Raw genomic sequence first — 19,355 nt, forward strand, 5'->3', positions numbered from 1 at the left:
TCGACAAGAGTGCACCCCTGTGCCGGGCGCCCGCCCGGCACAGGGGCGGAAGGCGGTTGGTTGTGAAGCGCTGGCGGGACAGACAGGTCTTCGGCTGGATACTCATCCTGGGCTTCGCCGCCTTCGAAGCATGGACTCTCTGGCATACCTCCGATCTGACCTTCTTCAAGGTATCGGCTTTGACAGGAACCTATTCGCTGCTGGTGCTGTATGCCTTGAGCAATCTACGACCGGGAGTGCGCAGCGAGCGCGGTGCGCTCATTGTCAGGAATTTCTCCACGACATACAGGATTCCCTGGGCAAGTATCCGTGAGGTGGATATGAAGGCAGGGCGGGGTATTCAGGTCCGTATCGAAGGCAGGGATGAGCCGCTGTCGCTTGAAGCGTTCAACGGTTGGCCTGCTGCCGGAAGAGCCGTGCACATCCGCGATGAAATCGACGTGGCACGGCGCACCCATGCTGGGGAGCCCAGCGGCGAAGTGGTCGAGGTGCCGTCCCGTGGCTACATGGAGTTGGTTCTCGTCATTCCGGTCGTCATCATGCTTGGTGCGTTTTTGTTCGAAGGTGCCCGCTGGCTCATTGACCGCTAGCCCGATGGCCTGTTTCGCGGCCAGAGCCATCCGTGCTCTGGGGGCTATTGGTCACGTCCCCGGACGCGGTGCACGGCTGACGTGGGCTTCACCCCAAACAGTGGACACTTCTGAGAAGCGGATCTTGGCGTCCGTGGAGAGGATGTCCTCATGGGTACTGCGAGGTACTCGGGGGAATTCAAGCGGGACGCGGTCGCGCTGGTGGAGTCCAGCGGGCGGCGCATCTCGTCGGTGGCGCGCGAGCTGGGTGTCAATCCGGAGTCGCTGCGCCAGTGGGTCGAGCGGTCGCGGGCTGCCTCGGCGGCCTCGGGTCCGGGCGGTGAGGGTCCGTTGAATCCGGAGGAACGGGAGGAACTGCGCAGGCTACGCAGGCCGGTCCGTGAGCTGGAGAAGGAGATCCTGCGCAAGGCAGCCGCGTGTTTTGCCAAGGAGATGGGTCGATGATCGGCCGTTGGCGGTTCATCTCCGATCATCGTCACCTGTATGGAGTGCCGCGGCTGTGCCGGGTTCTGGCCATCTCTGCGTCCGGTTTTTACCGGTGGATCGCGGCGGCAGCCGCCCGGGCGGCGCGCAGAGCGGCCGATGAGGACCTGGCCGCAAGCATCGCGGAGATCCACGAGGAGTCGAACGGCGCCTACGGTGTGCCCAGGGCCACCCGCGAGATCCGGGAGCGGCACGGCGCGGTGAACCACAAGCGGGTCGCCCGTCTGATGTGCGAGCGCGGTCTGGCCGGCCGACACCTGCGGCGCACCGTTCGCACCACGGTCGCGGACAAGACCGTGCCGTCGGGACCCGATCTGGTGGGGCGCGCGTTCGAGGCTCCGGCACCGGACGTGCGCTGGTGCGGCGACATCACGTATCTGCCGGTCGGCGGGTCGTGGATGTATTTGGCGACGGTGATCGACATGCACTCGCGGCGGGTCGTGGGCTGGTCGCTCGCCGAACACATGCGAGCCGGCCTGGTCGTCGACGAGCAGCTGTTGTTGCTCCAACAAGCCGGTGTTGCAACGACCGGTTGAGTCCAGGCAATACACGTCTGCGGCGTTCACAGAGGTCTGCCGGACGCACGGCATACGGCGCTCGATGGACCGGGTCGGTTCCAGCTACGACAATGCCCTGGTGGAGTCCTTCTTCGCCACGTTGAAGTGCGAACTGCTTTGAACGGCAGCATGCCAGCACCATCGATACCCTGGAGCTGGTCGCATAACGCGCGAGTGTTCACGGAATAGGGCAAAGCCCGTACCACCGACACCACCACCGGCCTCACTGAAATCGGGGCGTGCGAATACGATCCCGCCATAGGCCGCTTCGTCAGCCTCGATCCGCTTTTCCAAACAGGCATATCCCAATCGCTGAACGGCTACAGCTACGGTGCTGGAAACCCGGTTTCTCACTCGGACCCCAGCGGAGAAGGACTTCCCTGCGGGAAGGAGTTCGACGTCAGCTGTGGCAACGGCGTGGTTACGCACGCCGACGGCAGCCGGTCCAAGAACCGAAATCGACTCGCATCAAGCCTGTTCGAGCTCTATCCAGGTGTTGAGGCAGCCGGCCATCAGTACGAAGGCGATGTAGCGCGGGAGATTGAGCAGGCTGCGGCTGAGGTTTACGAAGAGTGCGTCCAGTTCCTTGAGTAGAGGTACAGAAAGGATGTCAACTCGATTATCCCGACTTTCGCCCTCGGCGTCGATTTCCTGATTGACCGAGAGCGGTTCCTACTGGCGGCCTGGTATGGGTTTCGTCAGGGACCGTCCGTGGGCTGTGTGCGCGGGCGTACTATTGCCCGGGCGGTGTGGTGGCCAGCGCACATGCGTGACTGGTCGCTTCCGCCTTCAGTGGGGGAAGCGGCGTAGTGACCTGACATCCTGTGATGGGAGTTGTGATGCACTACTCTTCGTGGCCTGGCACAGTATGCCCAGGGCCGCCGGCGCCCGAACTGGTCGCGCAGGCAATCAGGAATCCTGGCGGCTATGTCGCGGAGATTGCCCCGGCTTTTGCTGGCGACGGTGAACAATATGTCCCTCCCGAGGCCATCCGAGGTGTGTGGCTTGTGGACGAGGATGGCCGTTTGACGGGCGAGTTCCGCCGAAATCCGGAGTTTGGTCCACCGAAAGATGATTTTTCCAAGCTCAACGAGTCGGGCCATTGGCTTGGATGGATGGGCGAAGCCCCTGCGGGGGCTATACGAGAGGGCATCGCTGAACTCTTGGATGAGCAAGTTCCTGGCGCCGTGCTTGAGTGGGTGAAGGTTCCAGACGCTCCGCGGTATCTCACTGGAGGGCGGCGTAAACCGGGAGATCAGTCACGACTGCTCGTCACTCGCGCTGGGATCGCTCTGCCATTCGTGCTTTCGGTCAGCACGCCTGACGCTGAGGTTGAAAGGTCGGGGTGACAGCGGGCGTTGGCGGTGCTACATCGTCGTCATGAGGTACGCGGATGGCGGCGGTCTGACCACTGCGGGGCGGGCGAAACGCGAGGCGGTGCGTTTCGAGGCCGCGGGAATGTTCGGGCAGGGAGTGCGGCCGCCGGAGGTGGCCCGCAGGTTACGGGTGTCGCGGAAGTCGGCATACGCCTGGCACACTGCCTGGCGGGCAGGCGGCAGAGCGGCCCTGATGTCCAAGGGGGCCGGTGGCCTGCCGTGCCGGCTCAGCGATGCCCAGGCCGAGCGGCTTCAAGCCGGGCTGGAGGCCGGCCCGGCCGCACACGGCTGGAGCGAGGACCAGCGCTGGACCCTGGCCAGGGTGGCGGAGCTGATCAACAGACACTTCGGGTACCGCTACACCCCGCGCGGTGTGTCCTACCTGCTGCACCGGCTGGGCTGGTCACCGCAGGTCCCCGCACGCCGGGCTGCCGAACGGGATGAGCAGGCCGTTGCTGCGTGGCGGACGGAGCAGTGGTCACGGGTAAGAGGGCAGCGAAGTTCCTGGGCGCTTGGATCGTCTTCGAGGACGAGGCCGGACAGGACCTGGAACCCGGCAAGGGCCGCACGTGGTCGAGACGCGGACGGACTCCGGTGGTAAAGGTGACGGGGAAGGGCTCGGGCCGGGTCCTGATGGCTGGCATGATCTGCGTCAGGCCGGGCCGAGAGACCAGGATGATCTACCGGACGCAGACATACCGGGGCCGTACGGGCGAGAAGAAGGGCTTCCGGGCCCGCGAGTTCGCCGAACTGATCACCGCCGCGCGCCGTCAGCTCGACGGCGCCCCGTTGATCGTGGTGTGGGACAACGCCAGCACCCACCACGCCAAGCCCTTGCGGGAGTTCTGCGACCGCAATAGCGACTGGCTGACCATCGTCAAGCTCCCGCCCTATGCGCCTGACCTCAACCCCGTCGAAGGTGTATGGGCCCACCTGAAGAAGTCCCTGGCCGATCTTGCACCCCACAAGATCGAAGACCTCACTCCGCTCGTGAAGAACCGCTTACGCGGCATCCAACGCCGACCCGAGGTCCTCAACGGCTTCATAGCCGAGACGGGACTGACACTGGAGCCCACCGTAACCCAGTCACCCTGACCTTTCAACCTCAGCGGCAGCCGGGACACGTTGACCGGTGTTTTCTCATGGGTCTCGGTCAATCTCGACCGGCCGAACGCCCGCCGAGACCAGGTGTGGCTCGATCTGCGAGTGGAGTTGGATGAGGCTGAGGAAACGCTACGGTCCCGGATCTATCAGCCTTGGCCCAGGACATGAGTTGTCGTCTCCTTGCGTCGACGGGGCATGGTGGTGGGTGGCTGTAAAGACGTCGGGACTGCTCACCCTTGCGACCTGTATGAGTCGGGAGCGGCGAGAGTTGTTGGGGGGTATCCCCTTTGCGGGGAGCCTCTCCCGGAAATCCCGTCAGATTTCTTTGCCACCAAGAAACTCGCTGTTTTGTTGGTGGACGTGATATATCGCATAGAGCAGGCGCTTAGAAGGCACTCAGTCTAACTGAACCGAAAATCGTTTGACCTGCATCTTTTCAGCATTCTGAAAGTTCGTCAGGCGTTTTTGGGGGACGCATGTGGGACGACCTTGGTTGGTCAGGTTGCCCGTGTACGGCTGCATAGCGGATGAGCCTGCCGGGCTCGGCCTCGGGGTCGGCGAGTGCGGCGAGCGTGGCCATGGGGGGGCGCGGCGCTTGCCCCCCGTGCTTGTGGGAGGGCGTGCACATGCGGCACGATCAGTCGATGTCGGGATCACCGGGCTCTTCGAGGAGCCGGGCTGCGAGGTCGTCGGCCCACTCCACGGCCCAGGTTCGAAGAGCGGTGATGGTGGCATCGTCCAGGCCGTAAGCGGCGAAGGCGTCGTCGTCGGTCCACTCGGCGCCGGTGAGGTTCGCCTGCAGGTCTTCGCGCTCGAAGCGGCCACGGGAGTGGCGGCGGCCGAACTCCTCAAGCTCGGCATTGGACCAGCGGCGGGAGGCCGCGAACACGTCGATCAGATCGCGGGGCGCTCCGCGGTCGGCGAGCGCGCGGACCTTGGTGCCGATCACGTCCTCCTCCGCGAGGACGGGTCCGTACGGGCTCTGGGTGACCGGCCGCCAGAAGATCTCCTTGAGGATGTCGACTTCGCAGTCCTGCCCGGTGGCCGGGTCGGTCACGTGAAGCGGGCGGACAGCGGGGCGGTCTCCAGGGCGTGCACCTTTCAGCCGCGGGTCTCCAGGCCGGTGCGGAGTGCGGCGGCGATGTCGGCCATGGGGGCCGGATTCTCGGTCGCGACATCGAGGTCCTGACTCGGGCGGTTGACGAGATGGTGCGCCCGTACTGCATACCCGCCGGTGAGAACCAGCGGATACGGGGAGCCGAGGGCGATCACATCGGCCAGGAGCCGCGTGTGCAGCTCCGGCATGTCCGTCACGCGGCTGCCCGGGTGCGGGAGGCGAGCTGCGGGAAGGCGTCTTCCCATACGGTGCGCACGGTACGGCCGAGGAGGGTGCGCAGCACCGGCCACAGCCGGAGGAGCAGGTCCTCGTTGAGGTAGCGGGGCAGGTCGTCGCGCAGGCCCTCGTGCAGGACAGTGCGGTACAGGCCCATGCGCTGGCGTGGCTTGTCCAGGTCGTATGAGGTCATCCCGGACCAGGCGATGTGCAGCGGCAGCTCCACGACCCCCTGGGCCGGGCCGTGCAACTCGTCCAGCGACTGCGGCAGACGCCGCCGGAACTTCTCCCGGTACAGCGCGAGATCCTCGGCGACCGCGCCCGACAGGTACCTCGGTGCTGGCGCGGGGTGATGCGGACTGGAGGGCATGAACCCATTATGGCGGCCCGCGAGGTGGTGCGGGTCGCGATGCGGGAGCTGTCCCGGCCTTCCCGAGGGCCGGGGCGGTCGCGCTGGAGACGGCGTGGCCGGCGATTGCGCACTGTCGGAGGCGAAGATCTGGTGCACCGCCAGCGCGTGCAGCCGGTCGAGCTGTCACAGCAGGCGGGAGGAGCGGGGTACTGCGTCCGCCTCGACCGGCTGCCCCTCCGCGCGCAGCGCCTCAGCCGCCCAGGCACCGAGCATCGGTTTACCGACGTACTCGGCGACCGGACCGACCAGACCGACCGGGGCGTCCGGCAGAGTGCGGGCGGCCAGCGCGCGTCCGGACCGTCACCTGCCGCCACCCATGCGCGCAGCACCCGGCGGTCCGTGGCCGCCTCCCAGTGCCACGCGGCGGCGACCAGCCGCCCGGCGTCCAACGCCGAAACCGCCTCCAGGGTGGGGAAGCGCTCCGAGACGGTCGACGGTGTCCACTGCGGTCCCGGCTCCCCGTCACCAGCATCGTCCCTGCCCCCGTCCGGTCCCGGGTGCGCCGCGCGCGGTGGCCAGCCGCCGCCGTGCGCCAGCAGCAGCGCCTCGCGCAGTACCACCGCGGCGAGCGGTGTCAGCCCGTAGGCGTCACCGCTGCGCCACACCACACCGGCCCGGCCAGGGCGTCCAGTCGGGCCGCCAGCCGATGCGCCTCCGGCTCCAGCTCCGCCACGTCGTTCTCGTCCAACATGCCCAGCCCCAGGAGGCGTTCCAGTTCGGGCGGTGACGGCAGGCGGTACGACGAGGCCGACCCGTCCGGCTCCTCCGGTTCTGCCCGCTCGGCCTCCTGACGCGGCTCGCGCGGGCCCGCCGTGTCGTCGCGCTCACGCACCGGAGCGGCGAACGACGCCCCCGGCGGCACCGCCCACTCGGCCGACACGGCCGCGTCCCGGGCCACCGAGCGGGTCTCGCCCGCCGCGGTGCAGAGCGTCACCAGGTCGCCGAGGATCTCGTCGTCGAACTCCTCCCCGATATCGGGGTCCGCGCCCAGCCGGTCACACCACTCCACCAGGGCACGCACCGCGAGCCCCGCGAGTTCGCCCGCGTCCCGCTCCCGCCACGCCTCCAGGGACGGCCCCGGACACGGGGTGCCGTCCTCGCCCAGCACCAGGAAGCCGGTCGCCACGGCGAAGGAGACACCGTCGGGGTCGATCTCGGGGTCGGCGGGCGGGGCGGTGGCGAGCCGTGTCGCCGGGGCGAGCAGTCCGTTCGCGCGCAGTCCGGACACGAATCCGTCGCAATCCGCGGGCAGGGGGTGCGGCGGGGCGAACGGCTCCTCACCCCACAGCACGTCGTACTGCTCGGCCACCCCGCCCACCGCGGACACCAGCGCCATGTCCCGCGGACCAGGGCCCGGAGCGGGAAACACCTCGACGGACAGGCCCTCCGACGCATACGACCAGCGCGGTGCCACGCTCAGTCCGGCCTTCGTGACCGCCTCGACCCATTCCTCGGGTCCGTCGGCGTCCATCAGCCGGGTCAGCCGCTGCTCACCGAGCAGGTCCGCCACCCGCGGCGCCTCGTCCTCCTAGTTCATCAGGCACAAGGCGAGGCGCTGTCCCAGCACCGTCCCGGCCCCCGCCTTCCTTTCCATCGCCAGCCCGCGCCGGTAGGGCCCAAGCGCCCAGGCAGCGCCGTAGCCCCGCCCGCCCGGTACTCGTCCGGGCCGTCGTCGTCCGCGCCGACCGCCTCGTCGGTCCCCGCGACCGCCTGCCTGGCATACGGCAGGGTCAGCAGCCCGGCACGCTCCGCGTACGGCAGCCGCGCCAGTTCCTCCAGCGCGTCCCGCACCGCCGACATCCCGCACATCGACGCCCCGTGCTCGCAGTAGGCCGCCTCAATAGCGCGACAGCGTCAACTCACGCGGATCGCGCATCACCCGCAGGTGTTCCTCGGCGCACCCGTCGGTCGCATCCCGCAGCCGCGCGTGCCGCTTGGCGTTGAGCCGCCCGTCCGCCCGGGTACGGTCCGCCAGCACGCGCAGGACTCCGAGCGCCGCGCCCTCGTCGCCCGGCGCGACGGACAGGAACTGCGGCAGCGTCTCCAGCAGCACCGTCCGCACCAGGTCAGGGGTGGCTTCCGAAAGCGAACCGCGCACCCTGGCACCGCTCAGCGCCAGCAGATGCGCGACCGCGTCCGCGGCCGGCGGATCGACAGCCTCGCCTCGCTCAGAGGCCCAGGAGGGCAACGAACCGACAGCCATAGGGGATTGCGGATCGTGAGTCACCCAGACACCGTACTGAGCCGCGACCGTCCGGAGTGAACCCGTCACGGAGTGCACCGGGAAGGGCTGCAGGCCGGTTTCACGACCGGGAAGGGGGACGGGGGGACGGGTGGGGCCGGTTCCCGTACCCGCTGTGCCGGGAACGCCCGCTCCTGAGGCGCTGGGCAGTGCTCCACGAGACAGCCGTCGAGTTCGTCCAGGGCCGCCTGTGCCGACGGTGAGCGCCGCAACGGTCGAAGAAGAGAACGGAGTTCACGTTCGGCGGTGTCCTCCGGTGCCGAGCCGAGACGGCGGTACAGGCTGACGAAGGCGTGTACCTCCACGAGCGCCTCGTCGATGTGCGCGTGCCGCGGCAGGAGCGCCGCGCGGCGGGCGTGGGTCAGGCAGCGGGAGCGCTGTTCGTCGAGGTGCCGCAGCGCTGCGACCACATTGCGATAGCGAAGTGGTTGTCGGGGATCCTCGGTCGGAGGGGCCGAGGCATCGCATGGGTAGAGGGGGCGGGGCCGACGCGCAATCGGGTGGGGGGGGATCGTGGTGACTCCTCCCCTGTGGCGGGCGAGTCGCCTGCCGCATCTCTCTGCGTCTGTGCCCCTGCCCTTCCGTACGCCCCCTGATCTGGTCCCTGCCGGTCAGGGGGCTTCTTGCGTCGGACTGTCGATTCCGAGGGGCTTGTGGGCGTGGAGCCCGCGATTCGCGCCGCCATGGGCGGCTTGGGGTGCCGCCGAGTACGCTGCGGACAGGGCTGTGGTGGTGGTCCTGGTGTCTCTGGCGCACGTCTGCGGCGGTGACGCACGTATGACGCACGGAGCTTTTCGCGGGGCCTGGAGTGGGCTGGAAAACCGCCTCTGACCTGCATGTTCTCTGGAGCGGCCCAGGTCGCACATCTTCCCGATGGCGCATCACGTGGAGTGCGTCGCCATCCTTGAACCGGCCGGAAAAGCCGCCTGACCTGCGGGTTCGGATGGTGTGCGCTATATGCGATGTGGGCGTTACGGGCGATATCTTGACGCTGAAATGACGCTCTCCGGGGTATCTTGACGCTCATTTGACGCTCGTTCTGATGGGGTGTCAGGAGCGTTGAGGTGCTGGTCAGGTCGCCGGTAGTGGCTGAGGAGCATCCGTCCGATAGGGGTGGGGCCTGATCTCCCGCGATTGCGCGTGAACGTGCCAGAGTGAAGCGCTGACGCCACGCCAGGGGATCGGCTGATGTGCCAACTCGGGCAGTTGGCGGCTGAAGTCCTGTCACTCGTGCAGCGATTGGGGGCGCGAGGGTGCTGACCTGGGGCTTCGCAAGGAAATGTGCGTTGACCAGGGAAAGCTTCTTTCCGTGGTTCTCACGGGTCAACGCCGTTTCCCGGGCTCATGTGCCCTGTATGTGCTCTCGCCCTGTCTGCAGAGTGGGCTGGGAGGCGCCCGATCTCGGCCACCAGCCTGCTCGGCGCAGGCGTGAGGCTGTCTTGCCCGCTATTTCTGATCCTGGTCACATGGTCATTGGCCTTTGACGGGATGCGAAACAGGGGGGCGCGTGAGCGGCTTACAGGTCTCCGTATGGAAGCGCTACGGACATGACCGTCTCTATGTGAATCAGTCGGACGGCAAGAAGGTCGCATGGTTCGACCGCCGCACGGGGCATCTGGAGCTTCTGGTTGAGGAACTGCGGGACGCGGTACTTGATGTCCTTGCGCCCCACCTCACTGCTTCTTCTTCGCCGGTGGCGCACAAGACGCTGCGTTCTGAAGACGACCTTGCCGGGAACAGCCCCGGATTTGCGCTGCAGATGAAGGTGGACGAGCTGACGCCCGGCATCTGGCGGTGGGCGTTGGCCAGGCTGTCCGGTCGGCGTCTGGAGGTGGACAGTTGGCGCGCAGGACTGGCGGGCGAGCGCCGGGTGGGAACGGAGCTGGAGCGGCTGGCGCGGCGAGGAGGCTGGCGAGCGCTGCATTCCATACCCCTGGGCGGTGACGTCGACATCGACCATGTCCTGATCGGTCCGGGCGGAGCCTTCTGTTTCAACACCAAGCGCCATCCTGGAGCGCGCGTCTGGGTGGGCGACGATGCTGTCCGCATAGGTGGCCGGTCGTACCCCTACGTGCGAAAGAGCCGAGCCGAGGCGCGACGGGCCGCTGCCGCGCTGACGACTGCGTGCGGCTTTCCCGTCGAGGTTCAGCCGGTGCTCGCCTTCGTCGCGGTGGCACGGCTTCAGGTCGTGCCGTCGCTCCGGGACGTACGTGTCCTCCAGGAACGCGACATAGCCGCGCTCAAGCATCTCAAGACCGACTGGAGCCCGGACAAGGTCGAGGCGGTGTATGGGGCGGCACGTGATCGCCGTACGTGGATTCGCTCTTGACAGTTGGCCGGGTTACAGCCAACTTTCGCGAAATGTGGCCTGTTCACGTCATTACCCGCCGGTCCCTGTTGAGGACGCTGCTTCTCTCCCGCATCCTGGAAGGCTTTCTGCCGAGCCATGATCTGGGGGGATAGATGTCTCTTCACTCCGCACTCCGCGCGAATGATCCGGAGTCGGTCCACCGAACGCGCCAACTCATCGAATACATGCGCGAAATTGTTCGCGGGTCGTACAAGCCGGTGCGGGACTGGCAGAAATATCCGGAGGTTCTCTGGCTCTCCGGGCTGCCGGACGACAAGCTCCGGCAACACCCCGACAGCGACCGGACCCTGCTCAAGGTGGCCCATCGCCCGCCGCGCCCGGCTCCTGCCCTGCCCGAGGTACTGGCGGGGTGGGTCGATCCCGAGGCCGCCGCCACCGCGACGCCCGAAGCCCCGCCGCTGGCCGAATCGGGACCGGGCCAGGGTTGGCAGGAGGACGAGAACGGAGACCTGTTCGAGGTCTTCGAGATCCGCCGGGAAGACGCGCACGACGTGCTGCGCGCCTACGGGCGGTGGCTCGACGCGTGGCGCAAGTGGTCGGAAAAGGAGCGCGTCGACCGGCCGTACCGGGAACTCCACCAGCAGCTGTACAGAATGGCGACCAAGATTCAGCAGGACGGCGAGGAATACGAGGCGGTACTGGGAGCCGGATTCCTGACCCTCGGGGCCGCGCGTCCGTCCGCGCGTATCGCCCGGCACATTCTGACGGCGCCGCTGGTTCTCACCGTGAATTCGGCGGACATGTCCATCACCGTCGCACTCGCACCCGGAGACCCCGCGCGGCTGGAGGACGGCGAGTTCCTCGGCGCGGACGAGGGTTACAGCACCCGTCTGTTGAGCCCGCTGCGGGACCGTGTCGACGCGGACGGATTCCATCCGCTGTCCCGTGACTGCCAGGACGTGCTCGCCGACTGGTCGGAGAGGGCGTTCGGCACCGATCGCGCGGTGGCGTTCCACCGTGGCTGGGGCCGCCCGTCCGCCGACCCGATGCTGCCGGTGCCCACGCTCGGGTTCGCGCCGGCGATCATTCTCCGCCAGCGGGGCCAGGGCGCCCTTGTGAACTTCTACGACGGCATCGCGAACCGCCTCGCCCAGCCCGGCGCCGTCGCTCCCCTGGGTCTGGCCCAGTTGCTGTACCAGTTGGAAGCGGAAGACCGCAGACTGTGGGGTACGGCGGGGGGTCGTGACGTGGCGCCCGCGCTCGGCCCCGACCCGCTGTTCCCGCTGCTGTCGAATGAAGCCCAGCGGGATGTGCTGAGGCGCCTTCAGACCGATACGGGCGTCGTCGTCCAGGGACCGCCCGGCACCGGGAAGACGCACACCATCGCCAACCTGGTGTGTGCCTTGCTGGCAGACGGCAAGCGGGTGCTCGTGACGAGCGAGAAGGGCCAGGCGCTCAAGGTCCTCCGGCAGCAACTGCCGGCCGAACTGCGCAGCCTTTGTGTCCTCCAGGGCGACCGGCGCCAGGACGGCAGCGACGACCTGGAACAATCCGTGCGCGCGCTCTCCCAGCTCAGTGCCACCCAGTCGAAGGAGCGTCTCGACGCGAGAATTAAAGGCCATGAGGCGCTACGTTCGGAACTGTCGGACACCCGCGCGCGGCTCCGTGACGAACTCCGCGCTGTTCGTGAGGCGGAGTGGTACGAACACCCCGACGTGGCACCCGGTTACTGGGGGCGGCTCGCGGAGATCGTGGAGACCGCCACTGCCGGTGCACCGAAGTACGACTGGATGCCCGCCCTGCCCGCCTCGGCACCCCGAGAACCTTCGCTGAGCCAGGACGAGGCGCAGCGTCTGCTGGGTCTGGTGTCCCGGCACGGAGCCGGAGTGCTGGACGAGCATGCCGCCCGTTGCCCGGACCCCGCGGACTTCGTCGCCCCCGTGCTGTTCGAGGAGGCGGTCAATGCCCTGGACGCCGCTCTGCGCGTCTGTACCGGACCGTCGTCCGACCCGCTCGCCCTCGAACTCGCCGATCAGGGAAGCGAGTTGATCACGACGCTGGTCGAGCTGTTGGACGCGGCGGAACATGCGCTGCAGAGCGAGGGCCTACCAGGGGACCCGGCCGCCTGGCCGCCCGAGGAGTGGACCACGAGCGCCTTGCGGGACGGGATGGCAGGCCGGCGACAGCAGTTGTGGGAGGGAGTACGCCAGTCGTCCGCCCGTGCCGCAGAGGTGCAGAGCGTGCTTCAGCACCTGTCCTTCGCCGTGCTCGACGTACCCGATGTGGCGCTTGCTGAGGAAGCGCGTCTGATCGCCGCCGGCAAGGACCTCGAACAGTACCTGCGCGGCGGCGGCAAGCTGCGCAAGCTGGCTCCGAAGCCGGTGCAGAAGGAGGCCGAAGTCCTTTTGCGGGACTGCCGGGTGGACGGGCGGCAGCCCAGCACACCGGATGAGATCTCCGCTCTGGTGGCCCATCTGGCGGCTCGCCAGTGCGTCCGGCAGCTGAACGAGCGCTGGCAGAGCGTCGGCGTGCCCACTGCCGAGGGCTCCACGGAGGTGGCTCTGTCGCAGCTGCTGGACCGGGTGCCGACCCTCCGCGCGGTCGACGGGTTCACCCACTCCGTGCGTGAGCTGCACGACGTCCTGCTCAAGGCCCGGATCAAGGCCACCGTGCGCACGGCACAGCAGTGGGATGACGTCCGTACGTCGGCGAACGGTGCGGAACAACTGCTCCGCGCTCGTGCGGCGGAGGAGCGGCTGCGTTCCATCGCCGAGCAGCTGCCGCGGCCCGATGCCCGTGGTGTGGCCGAACTGGCGGAGGTGCACCGGGCCGTCACCGCCCGTGATCCGCAGGCGTACACGTCCGCGATCGACGCGCTGACCGAAGCGTTTCACCGGGAGGCCGATCGCCGTCAGGCCCGCAAACTCCTGGACCGGCTGTCCGAGGACCATCCCGAACTGGCCCGGCGTTTCGCCGAGTCCCCGGCCGAGACGGCTTGGGAGACCCGTCTCATGGACCTGAACGGAGCCTGGGCGTGGCGGCGAGCGCGCACCTTCCAGGACACGATGCTGGCACCTGGCAGGGAAGCCAAGCTGGAAGGAGAACTGCAAGCAGCTGAGACGCAGTTGGGGAGGACCGTGACCCAACTGGCGGCCGACCGGGCGCTGTACCACTGCCTGGACCGGATGACGGCCGGACAGAAACAGGCACTGAGCGCCTACGCGTCGGCCACGGCGAACGCTGGCAGGGGAATGACGGCACTCGGCAAGCGGCACCTGAAGGCCGCCCGCTCCGCGATGCGTGACGCGCGTGCCGCGGTCCCGGCATGGGTCATGCCGATCAAGCAGGTGGCCGAGATGATCGATCCCGAGCCGGACGCCTTCGACGTCGTCATCGTGGACGAGGCGAGCCAGGTCGGACTGGACGGGCTGATGCTGCTGTGGCTCGCTCCGAGGATCATCGTCGTGGGTGACGACAAGCAGTGTGTCCCGTTCTACACGGGCGGCAAGCACGAGCGGCTCAACGAACTCCTCGACTCGCTCCTGCCCCATCTCACCGACTGGCAGCGGGACGGGCTCAGCCCCAAGTCCAACCTCTACGACCTGCTGTCGGCGCGCTTCAGCGAGACGATCCGGCTCACCGAGCACTTCCGGTGCATGCCGGAGATCATCAAGTGGTCCTCCGCCCAGTTCTATCCCGACAACGAACTCGTGCCGCTGCGCCAGTACGGAGCGGACCGGTTGCGCCCCCTCGAAGTCGTCCATGTCCAGGAAGGCCACTGCGAGGGACGGCGAGAGACTCTGGTCAACCGGCCCGAGGCCGAACGCATCGTCGCCAAGCTGCTGGAACTCGCGGAGGACGAGGCGTACGCGAAACGGAGTTTCGGAGTCATCGTGCTCCGTTCCGGACTCCAGACAAGGCTTTTGGAGAACCTTATCGACACGCGTATCGACTCCCCGATCCGGGACCGGCACAACATCCGTGTCGGCACGGCCGAACAGTTCCAGGGAGACGAACGGGACGTCATCCTGCTCTCGCTGGTCGTCGACGCCGACAACATACGGCTCGTGAACGGCCCAAGCGACGGAAGGCGGTTCAACGTGGCCGCCAGCCGGGCCCGCGACCAGATGTGGCTGTTCACCTCCGTCACACCGGATCAGCTGAACAGCAGAGACCTGCGCCACTCCCTGCTCACCTACATGCAGGCGCCGCCGGAACTCCAGGGCACCTCTCCCGGCCTGTCCGCCGTCTCGCCCGACGAGCCGTGCGATCCGTTCGAGTCCCTCTTCGAGCAGCGGGTCTTCCGCAGGATCAAGGAACGCGGCTACCACGTCGTCCCCCAGTGGAAGGTCAGCGGCAAACGCATCGACCTCGTCGTCGTCGGAGAGACGGGCCGCCTCGCCGTGGAGTGCGACGGCAGTCCCTATCACTCCACCCCCGACCAGATCCGCGAGGACTACGAGCGGGAGCGCGAACTGCGCCGAGCCGGCTGGCAGTTCTGGCGCATACGCAGCAGCGAGTTCGCACTATCTCCGGAGGATTCGCTGACCCCGCTGTGGAAACGCCTTGACGCTCTGGGAATCCGGCCTGGAGTCACCGAGGAGAACCAGGGCGACTCGGGGAGCATTTGGTCCCCAGTCGAGATGGACGATGCCGACCTCACCACCGATGAACTCGACGCCATGCTCGATGAGGATGCGTCCGTCTCTCTCGAAGGAGCCTGATGTGAACGAGATCTTCGACGACAGCACGCTGACGGAGATCGCCCACCTGATCTGTGGGGACGAGACGCCGCTGCTCTATCGGAAGGGGTACGAAATAGCCGCGTTCTTCCAGCGAGCGGGTTGGGACGATGTTCCGGAGTACGACGGTACACCGAGGCACAAGTGGACCTTGGATCTCCTCAGGGAGCGACAGGAGGACGGTGTGGATGACGCCAAGCGAGCCGTCCTTCGCTTGGCGAATCGCCTTGAGTACTACAACCAGCAGCAGGAGTACCAGGCCACGCTGAAGCGGCTCAACGAGATACTCGTGCTCGACGGTCGCCGGGTCGGCGAGGAGGGAGGCCAGTTGGCCCTCGTCCGCTGTGAGGCCGGATTCGAAGACGAAGTACGGCGGCTGCCGCGTGTCGAGCTGAAGGTCTCCGTGGCGGAGGTGGTGAGCGACCCGGAACTGGCTGCCACCGTGCAACTCCGGCTGGACGAGGCACGCACCTGCTACGAGCACGGCGCCTACACGTCGGCGGTCATCATGCTGGGCAGTCTCCTGGAGGGCGTACTCGCGCATGCCGCGCAGGTCCGCGTCGCGGGCGTACGCATGCCCAAGCCGTTGGGGAAAATGGGGCTGAACGACTTCGTGGAGTTCGCGTACGAGAACAAATGGATCGAGCACGACGCCAAGCTGGCCTCGGAGCTTGTCCGGCACTACAGGAATCTCGTCCATCCCCTGGCGGAGAAACGGACCGGACACATACCGAACCGCGACACGCTCGATATGTGCTGGCCGGTGGTGAACGCCACGCTGAATGATCTCGCGGCGACGGCAGCAGCGCCTCCTGTACCGCCCACTCCGGCTGCGCCCACAGAACTTGGTCGTGGTCGCAATCCAAATGCCTCCACCCAACGTCCAACGCCGGCCTCTGTCGCTCGTCGCCGTCCGGGCGGGGGAACAACGGCGGGCACCTGAACCGCGGGTGCACTCGACCCAGCGTGGGCGGAGAAAGCGCGGAATTTCTCACGGCGCCTCCTCCGCCCGCGCAGAATATAGAACACTGACCCTGAAGGCGACTTACGTTGAAGCGTCCGCAGTGCTCGTGCTCTTCCTCAAGCGCAGTAGCCGCATGGCCAGGCTATTCCGTCTTCTCGAACCGAGGTAGGGCCTCCCCACTTCGGATCCCACGTCTTGGGTCTGCTGCAGGTTCGGGTGACAGGTTCGGTCTCGCGGCCTGGAGGGCCGGTGTGGTCATGACGGTCTCGAATTCGACGGGGGTCAGCCGGCCGAGCGAGGCTTGTCGGCGGCGTCGGTGGTAGGTCCGCTCGATCCAGGTCACGATCGCGATCCGCAGTTCCTCGCGGGTGGTCCAGGTCCGGCGGTCGAGGACGTTCTTCTGCAGCAGGCTGAGGAAGGACTCCATGGCCGCGTTGTCGCCGGCTGCCCCGACTCTGCCTATCGGTCCGACCATCTGGTGGCGACCGAGAGTCCGGACGAATTTCCGGGACCGGAATTGGGCGAGTTCAACCAGTCGTTGCAACACCGGGCTGTTGAAGTGAGTGTAGCTGCTCCTCGAAGACCTCGGCCGGAGTCTTCCAGCCGAGGATTTTGCGGGGCCGGTTGTTGACCGCCAGCTGGATAGCGAAACACGTGACCAAGAAGTTCAACTCGTATCTTGAGGCTCGCCAACATCTCCCGGGGTACGAGCATGCGCCGATTGGTTTTAATTTCACCAAGCCGGGAGCTGAACCAGGCTTCCGGAGTGCTGTGGAGGGGCAAATTTCCCGGTTGCGAGAGAGTAATCCCGGAGTCGAAATAAAAACGGAGTGGGCGCAATGAGTTACATCTTCGATGTCGGAGATGACACGGTATGGTCTCCATCGCTTCGGGTGGGCGAGTGGTACGTTTCTCTGGTCGAATCTGCGGCACGAGTTTTGGGGTGCCCGCACGGACTCCGCCCCGTTGCCAATGACATGTACGTAATCAACCCGGAAGATTTCGAGGGCTTCACTCGCCTGCTGCAGCGAGAGTATTTCTCGACAGATCACTCAATTCTTCGGGTGCAGTTGCGCGGAACCCTGCTTACTTCCATGGTTCTGTTGGAACGGGCGGGAGTCTGCGTCAACCTGAAAGGGGAGGAGCAGCGCGATCTCCTCCTAGAGGCTCAGGCGCTGGGTCGGTCAATGGCGAGATGAGGTCTTTGTGCGGCCCGCCTCGGGATGCTCTGGGGCACCCTCGGCGCGGAGCGTGAACTGCGCGGTAAGCCGTACGCGGGCTGCCCGGTGGGGCAGTCCGCGTACGGTGCATGCGGATGAGTGTGCACCGATGCCGGACGTCGGCGACGTCGGCGCCAGCGTCCACGGCTCCCTGCTGTAGCCACGTGGTATCAGCTTGGGCGGCGGGGGGGGGGATCATAGGTTGTGACGGAAATCCCATAGCGGGCGATGTCAAGGCCAATGCCCGCGATGCTCACCCGATGGAATTCACTCACATGACAGACATTGAATTCCCTGAAATGAGAGAAAACATACTCTCCGCTGTGCGAGCGTTGAGTGACGCCGAATATCAGGAACGGGTTTGGATTCGTCGTGAATATCCGCGCGTAGGATATTTCGATGACTTCACTCTAAACCTGAATATCATCTTCGATGGCACGCTCGTGCTCGAGGATCCTGCGTTGGCTCTGGGGAAAATTCTCAGACCTCAGGAAGAGGTGACTGTAATGATGGATCTGGTCGAGAGGATCGATCTGGTACTGAAGGCCGAAGGGCCTGACCGCTCTGACGCCGAATACATGAGGTCACCTCACTGACCGGGCGTGCTTCAAGCCGCGGCTGGAGCCTACTCGGTTCTTACCGAATAGCCTGCTTGCCAGGTCTGGCAAGGATCCCGCAACCCGGTCTCGGCGTGCGGGTCAGGGTGACTCCTCCTGGTTGTCCGCTGGTTCACCCGGCGGGCCACCATTGATCACGAACTGGCACGGAAGTCGCCCTAAAAAGAGAATTATCCGGAGGGTATTGGAATCGTGGCCGTTTATGTCTTCGTGCGAGGATGGCTGGAATGTGATCAGGCTCAGCTTGCCGCGATGAAGGAAATCATCGCGAAGCATGCTGGCGATCACTATTCCGGCGGGTGGGGGTTTCCGGCTCATCCGTTCAATTGGACGTCGTATGTTTTTTACGGCGGTGACATTCAAGAAGGGGGCGTATCCTGGCTGCGCGACCAGTTGGCGGAAATGGCTGTCCTGCCGCCCGCCGATGAGGCCGGCACCGAGGTACAAGGACTGTTCATGCTCACGCATGAGGTCGAAGGGTTGACCGAATGGCAGATTCGCGACAGGGGCGTCCATGAGTTCCCCGGTGCCGAACGACATCAGTACTTGGGCCCCTCGTAGGAATTTTCTGTGAACTCATTGATCGCGTACCTGCGATGTTACGAGGCCATAGAAGTCTTTACGGTTAGCTGCGTGCATAGCCGCCGTGGTGGCGCGGCGGATGAACTCGCCCCGGCGGAGAGGCTAAACGAGAAATGGATCCCTCGTCAATCGGTGATGATGCCCAATTCGTGGAAGCCGTGAGGTTGCAGGTATGGATTTCAGCCGGTTACTTAGGGACGTGCAAAAGCGTCCAGACGCCTACGGGCTCAACGGAGGATATCGCGAGTTTGTCGCGTTCGTGAACGGCTGCAACTCGGCAACCGGTGGCCAGCTGCTGGACGGATTCTCTGTCTATCTAGCGCAGAGCCTAGGTAGCGGCGGAAATCTCTACTGGGCGCTTCTAGTTGCAAAACTGGGAGTTGCTCCGTGAGATGCAGGTAGTGACGCGGCTCTTCGTGGAGCTGCTCAAATTCCTAGAAAATCGTGAGTCGGTGGACATAGCATCGAGCTGATGGCCTGTGCCGGGCGGCTGTGCTAGCTGCCCGGCGCAGGTGATACCGCCGATTGAGAATTTCCGGATCGGCTTCATCAATCGATTGGGCTCTTCACCATCTTCGAGGCGATCGGCTCTGGCTGCCTGATACTGGCAACGCCAGCTGGCGGTCCAGGACCGGTGTTTCACCGGAGAAGTCAAGATCGAGGTCGGCGGGCGCCGCGTTCATCCGGTGTTCGTCGGTGGATGTCTTTGCGGCAAGTGGTGTGCATTCGGTGGCGGTAGGCGTGATGGTCGAGGCGCGGGACGTACGTCTCACCGTCTGATTACTCCAAGGACGACGACAGCGGCGGCGATGGATCGCGCAG

16 protein-coding genes and 3 pseudogenes are annotated in these 19,355 nt (G+C 66.1%); 12 read left to right on the plus strand and 7 right to left on the minus strand.

What is annotated here, in order from left to right; translation table 11 throughout:
- Positions 1–62: 62 nt before the first annotated feature.
- From ACGFZS_RS49515 to ACGFZS_RS49540, 6 genes and pseudogenes are all read left to right on the plus strand, one after another.
- Positions 63–590 carry a PH domain-containing protein gene (locus ACGFZS_RS49515; protein WP_393800803.1) on the plus strand — a complete coding sequence of 176 codons (528 nt, stop codon included), beginning with the start codon at positions 63–65 and terminating at the stop codon, positions 588–590.
- Positions 591–740: 150 nt separating this feature from the next.
- Positions 741–1,034 carry a transposase gene (locus tag ACGFZS_RS49520; RefSeq protein ID WP_393800804.1) on the plus strand — a complete coding sequence of 98 codons (294 nt, stop codon included), beginning with the start codon at positions 741–743 and terminating at the stop codon, positions 1,032–1,034.
- On the plus strand, positions 1,031–1,609 hold the full coding sequence (locus ACGFZS_RS49525) for an IS3 family transposase (RefSeq protein WP_393800805.1): 579 nt from the start codon (positions 1,031–1,033) through the stop codon (positions 1,607–1,609). Before ACGFZS_RS49520 ends, ACGFZS_RS49525 begins: the two co-directional genes overlap by 4 nt.
- 234 nt (positions 1,610–1,843) lie before the next feature.
- A pseudogene (locus tag ACGFZS_RS49530) lies at positions 1,844–2,224 on the plus strand (RHS repeat-associated core domain-containing protein); the annotation flags it as partial.
- Between the two features lie 786 nt (positions 2,225–3,010).
- Positions 3,011–3,607 carry a winged helix-turn-helix domain-containing protein gene (locus ACGFZS_RS49535; RefSeq protein ID WP_393800806.1) on the plus strand — a complete coding sequence of 199 codons (597 nt, stop codon included), beginning with the start codon at positions 3,011–3,013 and terminating at the stop codon, positions 3,605–3,607.
- A complete protein-coding gene (locus ACGFZS_RS49540) occupies positions 3,553–4,101 on the plus strand; it encodes a transposase (RefSeq protein ID WP_393800817.1) in 549 nt (182 codons plus the stop codon). Before ACGFZS_RS49535 ends, ACGFZS_RS49540 begins: the two co-directional genes overlap by 55 nt.
- A 646-nt stretch (positions 4,102–4,747) precedes the next feature.
- Here ACGFZS_RS49540 and ACGFZS_RS49545 read toward each other — a convergent pair.
- From ACGFZS_RS49545 to ACGFZS_RS49565, 5 genes and pseudogenes are all read right to left on the minus strand, one after another.
- Positions 4,748–5,415: pseudogene (locus ACGFZS_RS49545) on the minus strand (nucleotidyl transferase AbiEii/AbiGii toxin family protein).
- A 5-nt stretch (positions 5,416–5,420) separates the two neighbouring features.
- Entirely contained in the window at positions 5,421–5,813 is a 393-nt protein-coding gene (locus ACGFZS_RS49550) for a hypothetical protein (RefSeq protein WP_362337140.1), read from the minus strand.
- A gap of 616 nt (positions 5,814–6,429) precedes the next feature.
- Entirely contained in the window at positions 6,430–7,365 is a 936-nt protein-coding gene (locus tag ACGFZS_RS49555) for a hypothetical protein (RefSeq protein ID WP_393800807.1), read from the minus strand.
- Between the two features lie 327 nt (positions 7,366–7,692).
- Positions 7,693–8,082, minus strand: a complete 390-nt coding sequence (locus ACGFZS_RS49560; protein WP_393800808.1) for a hypothetical protein — start codon at positions 8,080–8,082, stop codon at positions 7,693–7,695.
- Between the two features lie 41 nt (positions 8,083–8,123).
- On the minus strand, positions 8,124–8,507 hold the full coding sequence (locus ACGFZS_RS49565) for a hypothetical protein (protein WP_393800809.1): 384 nt from the start codon (positions 8,505–8,507) through the stop codon (positions 8,124–8,126).
- A gap of 1,097 nt (positions 8,508–9,604) precedes the next feature.
- Between ACGFZS_RS49565 and ACGFZS_RS49570 the strand changes: the two genes are divergently transcribed.
- From ACGFZS_RS49570 to ACGFZS_RS49580, 3 genes are all read left to right on the plus strand, one after another.
- Positions 9,605–10,426: a nuclease-related domain-containing protein gene (locus ACGFZS_RS49570; RefSeq protein WP_393800810.1), complete on the plus strand. Its 822-nt coding sequence runs from the start codon at positions 9,605–9,607 to the stop codon at positions 10,424–10,426.
- A 206-nt stretch (positions 10,427–10,632) separates the two neighbouring features.
- Positions 10,633–15,132 carry an AAA domain-containing protein gene (locus ACGFZS_RS49575; RefSeq protein ID WP_393800811.1) on the plus strand — a complete coding sequence of 1,500 codons (4,500 nt, stop codon included), beginning with the start codon at positions 10,633–10,635 and terminating at the stop codon, positions 15,130–15,132.
- Position 15,133: 1 nt separating this feature from the next.
- Positions 15,134–16,093, plus strand: a complete 960-nt coding sequence (locus ACGFZS_RS49580) for a hypothetical protein (protein ID WP_393800812.1) — start codon at positions 15,134–15,136, stop codon at positions 16,091–16,093.
- Between the two features lie 253 nt (positions 16,094–16,346).
- Here ACGFZS_RS49580 and ACGFZS_RS49585 read toward each other — a convergent pair.
- Positions 16,347–16,637, minus strand: a pseudogene (locus ACGFZS_RS49585) (integrase core domain-containing protein); the annotation flags it as partial.
- A gap of 316 nt (positions 16,638–16,953) precedes the next feature.
- Between ACGFZS_RS49585 and ACGFZS_RS49590 the strand changes: the two are divergent.
- From ACGFZS_RS49590 to ACGFZS_RS49600, 3 genes are all read left to right on the plus strand, one after another.
- On the plus strand, positions 16,954–17,313 hold the full coding sequence (locus tag ACGFZS_RS49590) for a DUF6086 family protein (RefSeq protein WP_393800813.1): 360 nt from the start codon (positions 16,954–16,956) through the stop codon (positions 17,311–17,313).
- A gap of 296 nt (positions 17,314–17,609) precedes the next feature.
- Positions 17,610–17,930, plus strand: a complete 321-nt coding sequence (locus ACGFZS_RS49595; protein WP_393800814.1) for a hypothetical protein — start codon at positions 17,610–17,612, stop codon at positions 17,928–17,930.
- A 213-nt stretch (positions 17,931–18,143) separates the two neighbouring features.
- Positions 18,144–18,512 carry a hypothetical protein gene (locus tag ACGFZS_RS49600; RefSeq protein WP_393800815.1) on the plus strand — a complete coding sequence of 123 codons (369 nt, stop codon included), beginning with the start codon at positions 18,144–18,146 and terminating at the stop codon, positions 18,510–18,512.
- Positions 18,513–19,099: 587 nt separating this feature from the next.
- On the opposite strand, the gene ACGFZS_RS49605 is transcribed toward ACGFZS_RS49600, so the two are convergent.
- The coding region (locus ACGFZS_RS49605; RefSeq protein ID WP_393800816.1) for a hypothetical protein at positions 19,100–19,355 on the minus strand (256 nt) is incomplete at its 5' end.

The sequence above is a fragment of the Streptomyces sp. NPDC048288 genome (assembly GCF_043201555.1).
Lineage (GTDB): Bacteria > Actinomycetota > Actinomycetes > Streptomycetales > Streptomycetaceae > Streptomyces.

Excerpts from the sequence above, each read along its gene's own strand:
- ACGFZS_RS49520 (WP_393800804.1), top strand. The coding sequence starts at position 741 with ATGGGTACTGCGAGGTACTCGGGGGAATTCAAGCGGGACGCGGTCGCG.
- ACGFZS_RS49525 (WP_393800805.1), top strand. The coding sequence starts at position 1,031 with ATGATCGGCCGTTGGCGGTTCATCTCCGATCATCGTCACCTGTATGGA.
- ACGFZS_RS49535 (WP_393800806.1), top strand. The coding sequence starts at position 3,011 with ATGAGGTACGCGGATGGCGGCGGTCTGACCACTGCGGGGCGGGCGAAA.
- ACGFZS_RS49550 (WP_362337140.1), bottom strand. The coding sequence starts at position 5,813 with ATGCCCTCCAGTCCGCATCACCCCGCGCCAGCACCGAGGTACCTGTCG.
- ACGFZS_RS49575 (WP_393800811.1), top strand. The coding sequence starts at position 10,633 with ATGCGCGAAATTGTTCGCGGGTCGTACAAGCCGGTGCGGGACTGGCAG.
- ACGFZS_RS49590 (WP_393800813.1), top strand. The coding sequence starts at position 16,954 with ATGAGTTACATCTTCGATGTCGGAGATGACACGGTATGGTCTCCATCG.
- ACGFZS_RS49595 (WP_393800814.1), top strand. The coding sequence starts at position 17,610 with ATGACAGACATTGAATTCCCTGAAATGAGAGAAAACATACTCTCCGCT.